17 protein-coding genes are annotated in these 16,668 nt (G+C 42.9%); 15 read left to right on the top strand and 2 right to left on the bottom strand.

Features of this window, described 5'->3' with window-relative positions:
• Positions 1–342: 342 nt before the first annotated feature.
• On the bottom strand, positions 343–1,383 hold the full coding sequence (locus tag MKY19_RS08640) for an HD-GYP domain-containing protein (protein ID WP_339246409.1): 1,041 nt from the start codon (positions 1,381–1,383) through the stop codon (positions 343–345).
• Positions 1,384–1,460: 77 nt separating this feature from the next.
• Complete coding sequence (locus tag MKY19_RS08645) at positions 1,461–2,174, bottom strand: molybdenum cofactor biosynthesis protein MoaE (protein WP_339801980.1); 714 nt, start codon at positions 2,172–2,174, stop codon at positions 1,461–1,463.
• A gap of 136 nt (positions 2,175–2,310) precedes the next feature.
• Between MKY19_RS08645 and MKY19_RS08650 the strand changes: the two genes are divergently transcribed.
• From MKY19_RS08650 to MKY19_RS08720, 15 genes are all read left to right on the top strand, one after another.
• A complete protein-coding gene (locus MKY19_RS08650; protein ID WP_339801984.1) occupies positions 2,311–3,750 on the top strand; it encodes a bifunctional UDP-sugar hydrolase/5'-nucleotidase in 1,440 nt (479 codons plus the stop codon).
• 72 nt (positions 3,751–3,822) lie between these two features.
• Positions 3,823–4,650, top strand: coding sequence for an undecaprenyl-diphosphate phosphatase (locus MKY19_RS08655; RefSeq protein WP_042186371.1), 828 nt, complete (start codon positions 3,823–3,825; stop codon positions 4,648–4,650).
• 145 nt (positions 4,651–4,795) lie between these two features.
• Positions 4,796–5,899, top strand: coding sequence for an HD-GYP domain-containing protein (locus MKY19_RS08660; RefSeq protein WP_339269892.1), 1,104 nt, complete (start codon positions 4,796–4,798; stop codon positions 5,897–5,899).
• Between the two features lie 231 nt (positions 5,900–6,130).
• Complete coding sequence (yfkAB, locus tag MKY19_RS08665; RefSeq protein ID WP_149645890.1) at positions 6,131–7,267, top strand: radical SAM/CxCxxxxC motif protein YfkAB; 1,137 nt, start codon at positions 6,131–6,133, stop codon at positions 7,265–7,267.
• A gap of 51 nt (positions 7,268–7,318) precedes the next feature.
• A complete protein-coding gene (locus tag MKY19_RS08670) occupies positions 7,319–8,647 on the top strand; it encodes a hemolysin family protein (protein WP_042193528.1) in 1,329 nt (442 codons plus the stop codon).
• Positions 8,648–8,811: 164 nt separating this feature from the next.
• On the top strand, positions 8,812–9,492 hold the full coding sequence (locus MKY19_RS08675) for a response regulator transcription factor (protein WP_339801987.1): 681 nt from the start codon (positions 8,812–8,814) through the stop codon (positions 9,490–9,492).
• The gene (locus MKY19_RS08680) at positions 9,489–11,243 is read left to right on the top strand and encodes a HAMP domain-containing sensor histidine kinase (protein ID WP_339801989.1); all 1,755 of its coding nucleotides are present in this window, start codon (positions 9,489–9,491) and stop codon (positions 11,241–11,243) included. The genes MKY19_RS08675 and MKY19_RS08680 overlap by 4 nt, the downstream gene beginning before the upstream one ends.
• 41 nt (positions 11,244–11,284) lie before the next feature.
• Positions 11,285–11,809: a CDP-diacylglycerol--serine O-phosphatidyltransferase gene (gene pssA, locus MKY19_RS08685; RefSeq protein WP_042186382.1), complete on the top strand. Its 525-nt coding sequence runs from the start codon at positions 11,285–11,287 to the stop codon at positions 11,807–11,809.
• Between the two features lie 7 nt (positions 11,810–11,816).
• Positions 11,817–12,311, top strand: coding sequence for a DedA family protein (locus tag MKY19_RS08690; protein ID WP_042186384.1), 495 nt, complete (start codon positions 11,817–11,819; stop codon positions 12,309–12,311).
• 48 nt (positions 12,312–12,359) lie between these two features.
• Positions 12,360–13,376 (top strand): AI-2E family transporter, encoded by a 1,017-nt coding sequence (locus tag MKY19_RS08695; protein WP_339801992.1) that lies wholly within the window; start codon positions 12,360–12,362, stop codon positions 13,374–13,376.
• A gap of 202 nt (positions 13,377–13,578) precedes the next feature.
• Positions 13,579–13,797 carry a spore coat associated protein CotJA gene (locus tag MKY19_RS08700; RefSeq protein ID WP_042186387.1) on the top strand — a complete coding sequence of 73 codons (219 nt, stop codon included), beginning with the start codon at positions 13,579–13,581 and terminating at the stop codon, positions 13,795–13,797.
• A gap of 3 nt (positions 13,798–13,800) precedes the next feature.
• On the top strand, positions 13,801–14,067 hold the full coding sequence (locus MKY19_RS08705; RefSeq protein ID WP_042186389.1) for a spore coat protein CotJB: 267 nt from the start codon (positions 13,801–13,803) through the stop codon (positions 14,065–14,067).
• A gap of 50 nt (positions 14,068–14,117) precedes the next feature.
• A complete protein-coding gene (locus MKY19_RS08710; RefSeq protein ID WP_149645896.1) occupies positions 14,118–14,687 on the top strand; it encodes a manganese catalase family protein in 570 nt (189 codons plus the stop codon).
• 183 nt (positions 14,688–14,870) lie between these two features.
• Positions 14,871–15,233 (top strand): MmcQ/YjbR family DNA-binding protein, encoded by a 363-nt coding sequence (locus MKY19_RS08715; RefSeq protein ID WP_339801995.1) that lies wholly within the window; start codon positions 14,871–14,873, stop codon positions 15,231–15,233.
• Entirely contained in the window at positions 15,230–16,609 is a 1,380-nt protein-coding gene (locus MKY19_RS08720) for an MATE family efflux transporter (RefSeq protein WP_339269901.1), read from the top strand. Before MKY19_RS08715 ends, MKY19_RS08720 begins: the two co-directional genes overlap by 4 nt.
• Positions 16,610–16,668: the final 59 nt, after the last annotated feature.

Below are 16,668 nucleotides of genomic sequence, written 5' to 3' on the forward strand. Positions count from 1 at the left end.
TGCAACAGTATTAGGAAAATGTGCTTATAAAAGACGTTTTCTTTATTTTTGATTGCATAAAATACAACAGAACTACAATCCAGCTCTACGTTCATAAATTCTGTTGTGCAAAATACAACAGAAAAAATCCCCCGAAAGAAAATGGGGGATCATGGATTTCGAAAGATAGCTTTGAGGCCCCGATCTTTGCGCCAGCAAAGCAGGAGCCTCAAGGTGAGGTTACACAAGGCGTTCCTTCTATCCACCATCGCCACAAGTATACATCAAACTTCCGGGTGTCCAGAGGGCGGAGCCCTTGGGGCCCTCCCTTGGAAGGGAGGGTTTGGGAGAGATCGAAATGCCTTAGTCCATGTAAATTTCTACAATGGCAACGTTCCGTTCGCGGGAAAGATCCACGAACATTCCGTCAACCTTTACCAGTGGTCGGAAAATATCGACCAGATTGTTCATAATAATTACGCCAATATCACCTGTGTTCAGCAACACACGCTTGCCGATGAAGTTGGGCATTAAATGCTGGATAAAGGCTTGAACGGTTTTAGCGTTCAGTTTACCGAAACTTAGATTGTTAATTTCACGCAGGACGGAAATAAGCTCTTGCTTCGACTGATAGACTCGTTTAGAAGTCATCGCACTATAAATGTCAGCTACAGCTGCAATTTGTGCATAAGGATGAATATCAGTTTTGGTTAGACCGCTCGGATAGCCAGAGCCGTCCTCACGCTCATGATGTTGGAGCGCAGCCAAAGCTGTGTAAGAATCGTCCATGGAATTACGTATAATTTCGTAGCCGTACTTAGTATGTAGTTTGATTTCCTCGAACTCATCTGGCGTTAGCTTCCCTGGTTTATTCAAGAGAGAGGGTGAAATTCGGCATTTTCCAATATCAATCAAATAACCTGCACGACCAATTTCATAGCATTCTTGTTTGGAATAACCAAGCCATATCGCAATATAATAAGAGAGCATGCCTACCTGAAGGGAGTGATTATAGGTATAGTTATCTTCCCGATCTAGCAAAAGCAGGAGGGACACTACATCTTTATGCTTGTCCAAAGTTTGAAGCGAAGGCTGAAGAATGTCGTTTACCACGGATTGGTTGAAGCTTCCTTTTAATAACGCTTCCATATAAAGAGACTCGAAGCCGTCAATCATGGTATCAAAACTAGTGGTCACCGTCTGAATAATTGAAGGTCTGCTGAGGGGTGATACCTCTTCTTCTAACGTCTCGATATCAACATAATCAACTCCAAGCTGCATCAGCTTGGCGATATCATTTATTTGGAGCAGTGATCCTTTTGGTAGTACATGTAAACCCCTAGAACTATATGCGTCCGCGTTAAGGTGATTACCAGGTTTTAGATCCGAGACGTGTACTCTCAATGCCTATGCCACCTTTTATCCGATTTTATCCAGAATATCAACAAAGTTCAGATTTTTCAATCAAAAAGGAGAAAAGATTATTTGTGGATTGTATCGCTGGCTTTTTGATCAGAGTTCACCCAATGTTGGCCCGATTCATTAATGTCTTTTTTCCAAACGGGAACCGTCTGTTTCAATTGTTCAATGGCAAAGCGACTGGCTTCGTAGCAGGTATCGCGATGAGGTGTGGAGACGGCAATGATAACACTTGCTTCCTTTAAACCTACAAGCCCAATGCGGTGAGATATGGCGCAGTTTGCGTTCCAGCGGTTCTTCACTTCTTTACCAATCTCCTCTAGTTTACTTAAGGCCATAGGAATATAGGCATCATAATGAAGTGCGGTTGTACGTTGTTCTCCGGTCATTTCACGTGTAGTGCCGATAAATAATAAGGATGCTCCGTGATTGACGTCAAGAACGGCATCTAGAAGCTTCTCTGCATTTAAAGGCTGGTCCGTTATGCTATAGAGACCATCAGTAGTAGCTTCATATATTGTGCCATTCTCTCCCCCGGAAACTGGAGGAATAAGTGCGACTTCGGAAGACGCTGTGATGATAGAATCATCAGGAGCATACTCCCGGTCAATGGCAATTAAAGAAGCCCCAATTTGGGATGCTGCATTAGGATAAGAGGCAGATAGAAGCTCCTTCAGCTTGCCAGCTGTTAAGGTAATCTCAGTCGCTTGGAAGGACAGAGAAGAAGAGCCGATTGTCTCAGCCAGACCCGCGAATAGTCGGATAGTAATATGCATTTTTATTCTCCTCTGATGTATGATCTGATGTCTTCAATATACCATAATGTGTCTGAAAATGTTATGCTAGGCTCTATAAGATCACGCACCGACTGCTTCATTAAAGAGCAGCCCAAGGGTAGGAGGAATGTTGCTTATGGGGCATGTGCCACAAAGACTGACCATACTTCATACCAATGATATACATAGCCATTTTGAAATGGTAAGTCCGGTGGCAGCGGAAATCGCCGCACAAAGGGCTGCAGCGGGAGAAGAGCCTGTACTGCTGCTGGATATTGGTGATCATATGGATCGTGCAGCTGTTGAGACAGAAGGCACTATGGGTCAGGCTAACATCGACGTATTAAACTTAACAGGATATGATGCTGTAACCATTGGCAATAATGAGGGGCTCACCTTCTCTCAGGAGATGTTGTCATCTATTTTTTCCGGGTTACAGTGTCCGGTAGTATGCTGTAATTTTGTAGAGTCTTCGACAGGAGAGCCACCAAGCTGGATGAAGCGTCATGCAGTTTTGGAGAAGGATGGAATTAGAATTGGAGTGACCGGAGCAACAGCGGCATTTACTTCGTTCTATTCCCTTTTGGGCTGGGATGCTTTAGATCCTGAGACAGCACTCCGGGAACAATGCCTACTTTTAGCGTCACAGGTGGATATTTTAATCGTTCTATCTCATCTCGGACTTCCTACGGATAAAATTCTGGCAGAACGGTTAGAGGGCGTACATGCCATTCTTGGTGGACATACGCATCATCTGTTAGAAGAGCCTATTATGATTAATGGTACTGCCGTATGCGGTGCTGGGAAATTCGGTCGGTATCTCGGGCGTCTACAATTTGAGCGACTAGATCCTCAGTCTGATTTCAGCTTAGTGACGGGTGGATGTATTCCTATTGACCCCCTTCTAAAGGAGGAGGTTATAGGTCCTGCAGTCGCTATTCATTTGAAGCATGGCCAAGAATCTCTTCAGACGATCGCTGCGATTACTGACCGTGAGCTTCCTTTGAACTTACGGGGAGAGTCCCCCTTTGGCAATCTTTTGGCACAAGCAGTACGTAGATTTACAGGAACTAGTATGTCATTAGTTAACACGGGTCAGCTGCTAGGACCATTGCCCGAAGGCGAGGTTACGACAGGGATGCTGCACGCACTTTGTCCTTCTCCCATCAATACTTGCATCATTAAGCTGAAGGGTATAGATATTCGCACAGCTTTGGAACAGAGCCTTACAGAGGAGTTTTATAGTAAGGTCATTTACGGGTACGGTTTCCGCGGGAATCATCTGGGCAGCTTGGCAGTAGATGGATTAAAAATCTTGTACGACCCACTAATGATACCGTATGATAAGAGTGTTGCAGTTTTTGTCGAAGGAAACCCACTGGAGGATGAAAGAGAGTATAATGTTGGTACGCTGGACATGTTTACTTTCAGGGCCGGCTATGAGACGATCGCGAATGGGAAGGATGCTTTGTTTCTATTGCCACATTTTTTGCGCGATCTCTTGCGGATGGAGTTACAGCGTCCAAACAGCCTCGATGAATGCATGCTCACTCGCTGGGAGGCTAAGTCTGAATAAGGCCGACAGCTCATAATCTACACTTATAGACTCCATTTAAAAGTGCTAGATTCCCAAAAATAGGAGGACATTATGGACACGATTACAGCTATTATTTTAGCAATTGTCGAAGGAATCACTGAATTTATTCCTGTATCTTCGACCGGACACATGATCTTGACCACGAAGCTATTAGGTTTCGCTGAGCAAGATTCGATTATGAAGACTTATGAAATTGTAATTCAACTAGGGGCGATTTTGGCGATTGCACTTGTTTACCGCAAGCGAGTACTCAATTTGCTAGGGATTGGACGTAGTAGTTCAGGTAGAGGAGGCGTTATGCCGGCATCCCGTCTGAACTTAATTCATGTGATTCTCGGGATTGCCCCAGCACTTGCTGTGGCATTTTTTGCCCGCGATTTTATCAAAAGTCTTTTTGGAGCTTCGACTGTACTCTGGGCACTTGTGGCCGGAGGGATTCTAATGATTGTTGCAGAATGGGTGAACAGACGCAAAATACGAATTACTGCTCACGAACTGGATGATTTGTCTTACGGACAGGCGCTCGCGATTGGATTGTATCAGATTATTTCGGTACTTTGGCCGGGCTTCTCCCGTTCCGGGTCTACTATTTCCGGGGGGATGTTAAGCGGGGTCAGCTATAAGGCTTCTGCGGATTTCTCCTTCCTCATAGCCATTCCTATTATGTGTGCGGCTTCCGGGTATGAACTGCTGGATTCGTATAAAAACTTCACAAGTGAGACGATTGGTTATTTTGTAATTGGTTTTCTGATTTCTTTTGTAGTGGCATATTTAGTGGTCATTTTGTTTATGAAATGGATTCAAAAGATTCGATTAACGCATTTCGCGATCTATCGATTTATTCTTGCTGCTGTATTCTGGTTGTTTATTATGCGTTAATGCCCATTGGCATAGACCTAGACACATCTGATTTTCTTTAAGGTACACCTGTCTGAATTTCCATAGAAACGGTATAGACAAAGCGTGTGACCCAAGGATTTCAATACAGAATAGCATTTTACCGTTAAAGGCAGGAGTGAGTTTAGTGCGTTTAGTATCCGTGAATCAGCTTCAAGCAGGCATGAAATTAGGTAAAAAAATATATAATGATGAAGGTCTAACTCTACTCGCGGACGGGGTAGAGCTTACGGATGCATTGATCAAGCGTCTTGCAAGAATTGATATCGGCTATATCTACATAGAGGATTCTGTCACGGACGATATTGTGATTACTGGTATTCTACAGGATGAGACGCGCAATCAGGCCCTAAAGGTGATTCGTAATCAATTTCAGCAAATGTCTGGGGCTTCAGGAATTACCAAGGGTCTGTATCATCTGGACAAAAAATTTTCTAAGATCATGGATAACATTTTAGACGATATGTCTTTACAAGAAGATCCGATGATCATGCTGATGGATATGCACACTGCTGATAACTATTTATATGTCCATTCCCTGAATGTCTGCTTGTACACTTTAGTGCTTGGTATTGCTCACGGGTATAGTAAAGAGGAACTTCGAGTGATTGGGCTAGGCGCACTGCTGCATGATATTGGGAAGACACAAATCCCGATAAAAATCGTACAGAAACCCGGCAGGCTCAGTGATGAAGAATTCCGCCACATGCAGGCTCATACCGAGATTGGGTTTCAGATTCTAAAGGAGGAGCCGAATATCCCGCTGCTCGCAGCACATTGTGCCTTGCAGCATCATGAACGCATTGATGGTTCCGGATATCCTCGCGGATTAACAGGACCCCAAATCCATGAATATGCCAAGTGGCTGGGTGTAGCGGACTCCTACGATGCCATGACCTCCAATAGGGTCTACAAAAAGGCTATGCTGCCACATCAAGCCGTTGAGGCGCTCTATGTTGGTTCCGGTACTTTATATGAGCAGAAGCATTTAGAGTTGTTTAGAGATCGCGTAGCTATCTATCCGCTGGGGCTTACGGTGAAGCTCAGTACGGGGGAGAGCGGGGTTGTGGTCAAAATAGATCCAAGTACGCCTCACAGACCCGCCGTACGTGTGCTTACGGGTCCTGAAGGAGAGAAAGTCGTACCGTTTGAACGAGATCTTAGTAAAGCCCTCTCCGTTGTTATTATTGACGTCGCAGAACAAGGCGGTTCTCTGGAAACGCCAAATTGATTATTTATAGCAGCGTGGAGAGAAGATTAGGCTTGTCCGAAGATATATCGGAAGCCTATTTTTCGTCTCGCTGCTTTTATTTTTTTGAAATGTAGGGCAAGTATAGAAGGCCAGAAAGACATCATAAGTGCAGTTTTTTTGACTAACGTGGTATGATATAGGGTAAGTCATCGTTCTTTCTTCATGATTTTGGGTTAATAATAGGAATAAGATTTAAAGGAGCTAGTACAAATGAATGTTTTAAGACCATTAACATCTTCACCGAGGGAGCTGTCGCCAAGTTACGATCCATGGGATCCAATCACTTCTCTACGTAAGCATGGCCGCCATGTGCTAACGAGTGTGGAATTCACTGTAACCAATTTATGCAATATGCGGTGTGAGCACTGTGCTGTTGGTGATAGTCTAACCTCCAAAGAAGGAGATATGCTACCGCTTAAGAACATGCTAGACCGTTTAGAGGAAGTTGAGCATCTAGAAACTATTAGTATTACGGGCGGAGAGCCCATGTTCCGCGCCGGAACGGTGGATAATATCATTGTGCCATTGTTGAAATACGCCAAAGAGCGGGGAATCAGATCCCAAATTAATTCTAATCTGACGATGCCGTATTCCCGTTATGAGAAGCTGCTTCCATATCTGGACGTTATGCATATTTCATTTAATTATGTGAACGGTGACGATTTTCATGAAGTCGGTTTTGCGAACAGTGGTCATGCGGTTGCCAAGGAAGCCGCTTACCGGCTATATAATACAATGATTGAGAACTCTCGCCAACTAAGTGAGGATGGTATGTTAATTTCTGCGGAAACTATGATTAATTACCGTACCCACACTAAGCTGCCTGAAATTCATAAGCTGATTCTCGACATGGGAGCAAAACGCCATGAAGTTCATCCGATGTACAATTCGAGCTTTGCTTCCGCTTTGCCAGTGTTATCTTTAAATGAAATGCGGACAGCGATCCATTCGTTACTGGACCAGCGTGATCCAGAGGTATGGATGTTGTTCGGCACGCTTCCGTTTTTTGCTTGCAGCTTCCTTGAAGAAGATCAGAAATTGCTAAGTAGAATGCGCGCAGAGAAGAATGTTACGCTTCGTAACGATCCGGATGGTCGGAATCGTGTGAACGTTAATATGTTTACTGGAGATGTTTTCGTTACAGATTTCGCTGATATCGCAGCCTTTGGTAACATAGACAACCAAAAACTGGATGATATATTTATCGATTGGCAGACGAAGCATCCGCTGAACCAGAAGGTGAATTGTTACTGCGATGCAGCAGGTTGTTGCGGACCTAACCTGTTAGTAGCGGATATGTATTATCCGGAAGTTGATTTCAAAACTAGAAAAGCGATCAATCTGTAGAAATGAGGCGTTGTTAAAGTGGCGCATACGGAATTTGAAGTAGGGAGATTAATGCTTAATCTTTTGCTTGTTCTGGTGCTCGTATTATTGAACGGTATTTTTGTAGCAGCGGAGTTCTCATTAGTTAAGGTCAGGCAGTCTCGTCTGACCCAACTTGTCAGTGAAGGTAATAAAATGGCTGGATATGCACTCAAGGTAAATAAGAGACTGGATTCTTACTTATCTGCCACCCAGTTTGGGATTACACTCGCGTCACTGGGATTAGGCTGGGTCGGTGAGCCGGCCATTTCAGAGCTGCTCGTTGAACCGTTAATGTATAAAATGGGGATTACCGACGGTACTCTGATTTCTACTGTTTCTGTTGTTATCGGATTTTCGATTATTACATTTTTACATATTGTACTTGGTGAGCTTGCACCGAAATCACTTGCGATTCAAAGAACAGAAGGATCTGCGCTACTGCTCTCGGCACCGCTGATGTTCTTCTATAATCTCTTTATGCCTTTTATCTGGATACTGAATGCATCGGCGAACGCATTGCTTCGTTTAGTGGGTGTTGAGCCCGCGAATGAGAGTGAGGCAGCTCATTCGGAAGAGGAAATTCGTATCCTGATGAATCAGAGTGCTAAGAGTGGTGTCATTGATAAAGATGAGATGAAGCTGATGGATAACATCTTTGAATTCTCTGATCTTCTCGCTCGTGAAGTCATGTTGCCTCGTACGGATATGGATGTGCTGTACAGCAATCTTTCGCTCGAAGAAAATATGAAGATTATTACCGAAACAAGACATTCACGTTATCCGGTTGCTTTTGAAGATAAGGACCGTATTATTGGTTTTATTCATATTACCGACCTGCTGTTTGCTCCACCTGAGCAGCAGAATGATCTTACGACGCTGGTTCGACCAATCCTTAACGTGCCGGAATCGATGGAGATTAGCCATACGCTTCGTTTTATGCAGAAGAATAAAGCTCAGCTAACGCTAGTTGTCGATGAATACGGTGGTACAGCCGGGCTACTGACAGCAGAAGAAATTCTGGAAGAAATCGTAGGCGATCTGCATGACGAATTCGAAGATGAGCGTCCGAGTGTGGAGCGTAATGGTGATTATATTTCCGTTGAAGGCCGGATGCTGATTGAAGATGTCAACGATCTTACAGGTGTTGTGATCGAGGATGATGAAGTGGATTCCATTGGTGGCTGGTTGTTTAAGGAGCTGGAGGGGAATCCAACCAAAGGAAAACGGGTTAAAGTAGAAGATGTGATATTTGAAGTCGAGGAATCGACAAGATTGCGGATCACTCGAATTAATATCCATCGGGAACCCCCCATTGAGAACGAAGAAAATCCATCAGAGCCGGACGGAAATAAAGAATAACCTATTGAAAATTGTGCGTATTGTTCCGAGTGATCAGGGATAAAATGAACTCCTCCTGCTAGAGCTGCATGGCTCATGACAGGGGGAGTTTTTTTGTGGACACATAAAGGACATAACACTCGACTATGCTAATATTTATAAATGGTTTGAAAGCGGGGTCTAGATTGAAAAAGAAGCTTCTTCTCGTTGAGGATGAAATTCGTATTCGTGAACTGGTGTCTGATTACTTCATACAGAATGATTGGGAAGTACTCGAAGCCGATAATGGAATAGATGCATTGGTTTGGTTTGACTCACTGCTGCCGGATCTGCTGATTTTGGATATCATGATGCCTGCTATGAATGGCTATGAAGTCTGCCGTGAAGTTCGTGAAAAATCAGCGGTACCTATCATTTTGTTAACCGCCAAGTCTACAGATGACGACAAAATCTACGGCTTTGAATTAGGAGCGGATGATTATGTTACAAAGCCATTTAGTCCAAAGGTGCTGGTAGCCCGGGCAAATGCACTTATGAAGCGTGTTGAAGGCTCCCATCAGCCTGAATCCAGCATAATAAGATTTGGTTCCGCGATGTTTAACACCTTAGCTCATCGCTTAGAGGTAGAAGATGCGGAAGTGGAGCTTACCCCTAAGGAATATGATCTTTTATGGCTTTTAATACGAAATAAAGGGATTGTCATTTCAAGAGATACGATCCTTAGTCGGATCTGGGGAATTGAATTTGAAGGAGATTCTAGAGTTGTGGACAGTCATATTAAGAAGCTGCGAAGTAAATTGGGTTATGAATCTCGGTTTATTCGTACGGTGATTGGCACAGGGTACATGTTCGAGGAAGAGGCATGAGAAGACGGGGAATTACTTTTAAACTGTTTGTGATGACCGTTATCTTTTTCCTCTGCTTTTATGGCATGGTCATTCTAAGCCAATTGCTGTTGTTTGACAATTTCTATCAGAAGCAAAAAGAGAACCGCGTGGAGAAACATCTTAAGAGCTTTGCTGCAAGATATATAAGCGAGCCGTGGGGAAGCACTCGAACCTCCCAGGAGCTCGTTCGGTTTATGCTGCGGAATAAAACACAAATGGTTATTTTGAAGCTGGATGGAAAAATGAATTCGGAAGATCCATTTCATATAAAGTTAATTGATGATGACGGAAAGAGTATGGTTGTTTCTTTATCCCTATTCATGAATCAGTACGGAGATGCGCTTAGAGCAGCGAACATTAAAGTAGATGATCAGCTCAGCATCGAAGGCGAACTACTGGATGAAGACAGTTCTTCACCCGCTATAATCTACCCTATAAGTATTACAAAAAAAGAGACCGGAACAATAGGGGATACGGAAGAGACTGGGATGATTCACGCTTCAGGTACTGTTACAGAAATTGTATTGCCTGATTTGAAAATATGGAATCCACGCCAGGGAATACTGTTTGAAGCTCTAGAGGAATGGTTTCCTTTGACACCGGCGCAGATAAACGACTTCAAGAATTTGAAAATACAGAAGCAAGACTGGATTGCTCCCTGGAGTGGGAGTCGCAATTCGGTGATTATTTTACCCCTTAAACAAAGTACCGGAGAAATTGAACTACTATTCACAGTCACCTCATTACAGGAAGTCAAGGATTCGAACGAGGCGTTGCGTTGGTTCTTTTTATATCTGGGAATAGGCGGCATTGTTCTGATTTTGGTTCTTTCTCTCTTTTTTTCGAAAATGGTAACACGTCCGCTAATTAAGTTAAACAACATAGCCAAACGGATGGTTTCTCTGGACTTTACAGGGGACACATCGATTCGGCAGAAGGATGAGCTAGGCAGTCTTTCTAATAGCATGTTCACCTTATCACTAAGTCTGGATTCTGCTTTACGAGAGTTAAGAGAGGCCAATCAGCAGCTAGTTGAGGATATGGAGCAGAAACAAAGAATGGAGATCATGCAGCAGGACTTTTTTGCTAATGCCTCCCATGAATTGAAGACACCGCTCAGTATTATCAAAGGTTTTGCCGAGGGATTAGAAGACGGCGTTAGCGCCGGCAAGCAGGATCACTACATTAAGGTGATTATTGAGGAAGCAGATAAAATGGAGTTTCTTGTTAAAAATATGCTAGATCTAGCGCGGTTGGAGTCGGGCACGATTAAACTTCGGAAAACTTCCTTTATGTTAAGTGAACTGACGGAAAAGGTGACGGACAAGCTGGTTCACTTGCTGAGTGAAAAACATTTGGAGGTCATCATTATTCCTGCAAACGAATTACCGATATATGCTGATGTGAACTGGATCGAACAAGTTCTGCTGAATTTTATGACTAATGCTATCAGACATGCAGAAGAAAGAAGTTCTATCACCGTCAATATTGAGAGTCATGCCCAGACTATTGTGTTCACTGTTCAAAATATAGGAGAATCCATCCCCGAAGATCAGCTAGAGCAAATCTGGGAACGGTTCTATCGGTCTGAGCCATCTCGCAGTCGAATGACGGGCGGTACAGGTCTGGGGCTTTCCATTGCGAAGCGAATATTAGATATGCACGCTTGTCTTTATTCTGTGAAAAATACGGAGAACGGCGTCAGCTTTACTGTGACCTTTGAAGGTTAAACGGATCAACAAAAATACTACAATGAAAGGGGTGAAATCGTATGAAATTGAATTGGTTGCCTTCAATGTGCACACTTGCAAACTTGGGACTCGGATCACTATCTTTGTATTTCACGATTCAAGAACGATACAGCCTGGCTTTATTTATGATATTGCTTGCGGCAATATGCGATGTACTCGATGGATTACTGGCAAGGATACTGCAATGTACCAGTGAATTCGGTAAACAATTGGACTCATTGGCGGATATTATATCATTTGGTTTAGCGCCAACCTTCCTTATCTTATTGTATAGGTTAGAAGATGCTCACTGGATTGGACCTGCAGCTTCAGTATTCTTTTTGATCTGTGGTGCACTTCGTTTGGCCAGATTTAATCTATCGGCACCTTCCAAAGGGTTCGTGGGGATGCCCATTACTGCTGCTGGAGTCATTCTGTCGATGATTTCTTTACTAGATGAACGCATGAAACCAGGACTAGTCATCGTATTAATGGCAATACTGTCCGTAATGATGGTCAGTCGTATCCCATTTCCGTCACTTAAAAAATCCTTCAACAGGAAGTGATACACCCATGCCTTGGATTATTGAGATCATTTCGCAGTACGGATATTTAGCCATATTTGCCCTTATGGCACTTGGGATTATCGGACTTCCTGTACCGGATGAGGTGTTAATGCTGTTTGTAGGCTATTTATCCTCCGTTATGGTTTTGGACTTTTCACTTTCGGTATTGGTTTGTTTCATGGGATCTATCACCGGAATGCTTATCAGCTATACCATTGGTTTAAGACTAGGGCAACCTGTGGTAGAAAAATTCGGCAAGTGGGTTGGCCTTACACCCAAGCGTTTTGCCAGTATGAAAAGATGGTTTTTGCGGTTCGGCAACTGGGCGATTTTCATTGCCTATTTCATTCCCGGTCTGAGGCATGTATCAAGCTATATCTCTGGAATCAGTGCTATGTCTTTCAAAAAATATATACTCATAACGACTGCAGGAGCGCTAACCTGGTCACTCCTTTTTGTTTCCATCGGCTTTTTTGTGGGGGCTAAGTTTTCCTTTTTATAGCCAATGGATGATCAGCAATATTAATCGCAATCGAATGGAGCAAGATCTATGAATGTATTGAAGCGATTCTACGCGAATATAACCACCAGGCGTTTTTTTATTCTCGCACTTATCGGGTTGCTGCTGTTCAGTATTCGAGGGATGCTTAATCTGGTGTTACTGACGTTTTTGATTGCTTTTGTCATGAACAGCTTTCAGACATTGCTTAGTAAACGAATTGGTAAATTTATGAAGGTTAACAGTAAGGTGATTATTGTTATTTTATACCTCGCTTTAATCGCAGTGATTGTACTGGCCCTTGCTAAGTATCTCCCTAAAGTATTGGAACAGATTAAGCAATTAACCATCTTCCTTACCAATCTTAAACCAGAAGATCTCCCGCAGAACAAGATTACATTGTATTTGTATGATATGCTCAGGGACCTTAACTATCAGTCCTACATCAAAAGAGGCATCGATTATGTGCTGAAGGTTAGCAACTGGGGTGCGACTTTCGTTATATCGACCATTCTAAGTTTTGTGTTTATTCTGGAGAAGAACCGGGTCGTCAGTTTCACTTCTAGAATGAAAGAGAGCCGAATTGCCTGGTTTTATATAGATCTGGAGTATTTCAGCCGAAAATTCATCATTTCCTTTGGGAAAGTAATTGAAGCGCAAATTCTCATTGCCTTATTCAACACCTGTCTTACTATTATTGGCTTGTGGCTGCTTAACTTCCCATATTTATTTGCCTTATCGATCTTGATTTTTCTGCTCAGTCTCATTCCGGTGGTTGGTTTTTTGATTTCGCTCATTCCGCTCTTAATCATCGGCTACAACATCGGCGGTCTGACAACAGTCACTTATGTGCTGGCGATTATTGCGATATTACATTTTATAGAAGGCTATTTCTTGAATCCCAAGTTGATGTCCACAAAAATGAATTTGCCGATGTTCTACACCTTTATCGTGTTGTTGTTTTCTGAGCATTATATAGGTGTCTGGGGACTTCTTCTTGGCATTCCCATCTTTGTTTTTATGTTGGATATCCTTGAGATTACCCGCGAAGATTCGTCAAAAAAGTGAAGTCTAGATCTTAATATTCAATAAGATCCAAGTTTTATGCTGTTTTCGGTACTTTTCCGAAGGCAGCTTATTTGTTGTGCAATTGCATGACAAATCTTGCTCCAGTGCTTTTTTTATAAATAACGTTTTATAATGTGTCCTGCTGTCATAAGTTAGCTAAGGGAGTAATAAACAAGGAACAGGAACAAAGGAGGTACGAAAAATGGAATCACAGCTACGGAGGTATACCCCGTTTAGGGGCCCGTTTGATCCTTGCCCACCGGTGCCATTCAAGACATATGTAGTTCCACCGAATCAGTTCATTAACTTTCAGCCACCCGATCTTCCGCAGTTTAGTTTACAGGAAGCTTTGAAGTATGGCACGCTCTGGCCAGCACTGTTCAGCCCGTATGAATCTAAGTGCAAAGGAGGAGGAAAGTAGACTATGGAGGCAAACCCTTGCGATCAACGATATTATGAAATGCTTGAACAGCTGCAGACTCTTGATTTTGCCTTGGTGGAGTTAAACTTATATCTGAATACTCATCCAGATGATTTAAGAAGTATTGAACAATTTAATCAGCTGACTCAGGAACGTACCAAGCTAGCGAATCAATTTCAGGAATTATATGGTCCGCTGCAGAATTTTGGTCGCGCTTATTCGAAATGTCCGTGGGAATGGAATCAGGCTCCTTGGCCTTGGCAGGTGTAAGAAGTGTGTACTGTAAGGAACTAAGTTTCTAGAGGAGGGGAAGTTCCCGAATGTGGATATATGAGAAGAAGCTGCAATATCCGGTACGGGTCGGTAAATGTGATATCCGGATGGCGCGTTATTTAAGTGAGCAATACGGAGGAGCCGACGGTGAGCTCGCCGCAGCCCTGCGCTATATGAATCAAAGATACACGATTCCGGATAAAGTTATTGGCGTTTTGAACGATATTTCTACAGAAGAATTCGCCCACCTCGAAATGATTGCCACGATGATCTACAAGCTGACAAAGGATGCGTCGGTATGCGAATTAGAGGAAGCTGGATTAGGACCACATTTTGCAGCACATGATCATGCCTTGTTCTACAATAATGCCTCAGGCGTACCGTTTACAACTGCTTATATTCAAGCTAAGGGTGACCCGCTGGCAGATTTGTATGAGGACATTGCAGCGGAGGAAAAAGCTCGGGCTACATACCAGTGGCTGATTGATATGACGGATGATGTGGATCTGCAGGATAGCCTTAAGTTCCTGCGGGAGCGGGAAATTATTCATGCGATTCGGTTTAAAGAAGCCGTCCAGATTATTATTGATGACCGGGATCAGAAGCGGGTGTTCTGAGAGAAGTTGTCGCATTACTATTATTTTTATATTAATGAACTTTATGACCGCTCCTGATGGAGACGGTCTTTTCTCTGTTATAAATGATTGTGGGAACTGCTCGGGTGAACAAAATGATATAATTAAGAAACGTGGTTAATGGCAGAAATGATCAGATCTTTGATCAGAAAAGGAGAGAGAGAGTTGAAGAATAACATCATCGAATATTGTTTGAAAAAGAAAGGGGCGACTAAGGAGCATCCGTTTGGGGCTACTCCATTGGTCATCAAAGTGGCTGATAAAATGTTCGCACTTATTTTTGAGGAAACAGGGAAGGTTGTTCGCTTAAATCTAAAATGTGACCCGATCATTGCGGAGAACTTAAGAGAGCAACATGATTGCGTTCGACCAGGCTTTCATATGAATAAAAAACACTGGAATTCAATCATGATCGATGGTTCCTTGTCAGCGTCGGATGTCTTTGACATGATAGACCATTCCTACGATATGGTTGTCAAAAAGCTTCCTAAAAGCCTCCGTGAAGCTATATTGGAAATGAATAAATGAATAATCAAATGAAGGATCGTTTTGCCAACCAAAGTATACCCAAGCTTATTTTCTTATTGGCTATTCCTGCCGTTATAGCTCAGCTAATCAATGCCATGTACAGTGTAGTTGACCGGATGTTTCTTGGAAGAATGGAGGAGGGGGGAACGCTTGCCTTATCCGCTATAGGGATATCTTTTCCGATTATTATGTTGATTTCAGCATTTGCAGCTCTAATCGGAGCTGGTGGGGCACCCCTAGCTTCCATAAAGATGGGCGAAGGAGAACATAAAAAAGCAGAAGAATTACTGGGAAGTTGTTTTACTATGCTGCTGATGGCATCCATAATCCTAACCGCTTTGTTTCTTATCTTTAAGTCGCCATTCTTAACGTTATTCGGGGCGAGTCACGATACATTGCCGCTAGCCGACGATTTTTTAAGCATTTACCTTCTAGGAACTGTGGCTGTGCTCATTTCTTTAGGATTGAATCCGTTCATTGCAGCACAAGGATACGCCAAAACAGCCATGCTCACGGTATGTATTGGAGCGGTTGTGAATATCGTCCTTGACGCCATTTTTATTTTTGAGATGAATATGGGCATTAAGGGTGCAGCGTTGGCAACTGTAATTGCCCAATTTATTTCGGCTATTTGGGTATTAGGGTTCTTAATCTCTAAACGAGCTCATCTGCGCTTGCGTCTATCGAATATGCGCATTAAACCTAAAGAAGCGGCAAGTGTACTTGCATTGGGGCTTTCTCCGTTTATTATGATGTCGACCGAAAGTTTAATTCAAATTGTATTTAACACGTCCTTAGCTAAATTTGGAGGCGATATGTACGTTGCTGCCATGGGGATTATGGGCACGCTGATGCAAATATTTGGGACGTTGTTATCTGGTTTTGCACAAGGGGCACAGCCTATTATTAGCTATAATTATGGAGCTCGCGATTTCGCACGTGTAAAATCTACCATTTTATATTGCAGTGTTTTTTGCGCAGCTTTCGGATTGTCGATGTGGGGCGTGGCCATTTTTGTTCCGAAGCTGCCCATTATCATTTTTACCAATAATCCTGAGCTTGTGGCTCTGACCGCTAGATTAATGAAGATATTTTTCCTTGGCACTTGTATTTTTGGTATTCAATTAGCGTTTCAACAAGTATTTATTGCTTTGGGACAAGCACGAGTTTCTATTTTTATCGCGATCTTGCGTAAGATTATCTTGCTTATTCCATTAGTACTTTTGCTCCCGACATTTATTAGCCCGAAAACAGATGCAGTGATTATTGCTGAGCCTATTGCTGATTTTTGTGCGGCACTGACTTGCTGTGTTTTATTTGGACTCACTATAAAGAAGCTTTTTAAAGATAGGTCTGATAAAGTCGGAATACTGTGAGGATGCCCGCAATGGCGAATAGAAGTCGGTGTTCTGAGGATGAAACTAAAGATTAAGGT

Source organism: Paenibacillus sp. FSL R5-0744, assembly GCF_037972555.1.
Lineage (GTDB): Bacteria > Bacillota > Bacilli > Paenibacillales > Paenibacillaceae > Paenibacillus_AQ.

Excerpts from the sequence above, each read along its gene's own strand:
- MKY19_RS08645 (WP_339801980.1), bottom strand. The coding sequence starts at position 2,174 with ATGCATATTACTATCCGACTATTCGCGGGTCTGGCTGAGACAATCGGC.
- MKY19_RS08650 (WP_339801984.1), top strand. The coding sequence starts at position 2,311 with ATGGGGCATGTGCCACAAAGACTGACCATACTTCATACCAATGATATA.
- MKY19_RS08655 (WP_042186371.1), top strand. The coding sequence starts at position 3,823 with ATGGACACGATTACAGCTATTATTTTAGCAATTGTCGAAGGAATCACT.
- yfkAB (WP_149645890.1), top strand. The coding sequence starts at position 6,131 with ATGAATGTTTTAAGACCATTAACATCTTCACCGAGGGAGCTGTCGCCA.
- MKY19_RS08670 (WP_042193528.1), top strand. The coding sequence starts at position 7,319 with ATGCTTAATCTTTTGCTTGTTCTGGTGCTCGTATTATTGAACGGTATT.
- MKY19_RS08680 (WP_339801989.1), top strand. The coding sequence starts at position 9,489 with ATGAGAAGACGGGGAATTACTTTTAAACTGTTTGTGATGACCGTTATC.
- pssA (WP_042186382.1), top strand. The coding sequence starts at position 11,285 with ATGAAATTGAATTGGTTGCCTTCAATGTGCACACTTGCAAACTTGGGA.
- MKY19_RS08690 (WP_042186384.1), top strand. The coding sequence starts at position 11,817 with ATGCCTTGGATTATTGAGATCATTTCGCAGTACGGATATTTAGCCATA.
- MKY19_RS08695 (WP_339801992.1), top strand. The coding sequence starts at position 12,360 with ATGAATGTATTGAAGCGATTCTACGCGAATATAACCACCAGGCGTTTT.
- MKY19_RS08700 (WP_042186387.1), top strand. The coding sequence starts at position 13,579 with ATGGAATCACAGCTACGGAGGTATACCCCGTTTAGGGGCCCGTTTGAT.
- MKY19_RS08705 (WP_042186389.1), top strand. The coding sequence starts at position 13,801 with ATGGAGGCAAACCCTTGCGATCAACGATATTATGAAATGCTTGAACAG.
- MKY19_RS08710 (WP_149645896.1), top strand. The coding sequence starts at position 14,118 with ATGTGGATATATGAGAAGAAGCTGCAATATCCGGTACGGGTCGGTAAA.
- MKY19_RS08720 (WP_339269901.1), top strand. The coding sequence starts at position 15,230 with ATGAATAATCAAATGAAGGATCGTTTTGCCAACCAAAGTATACCCAAG.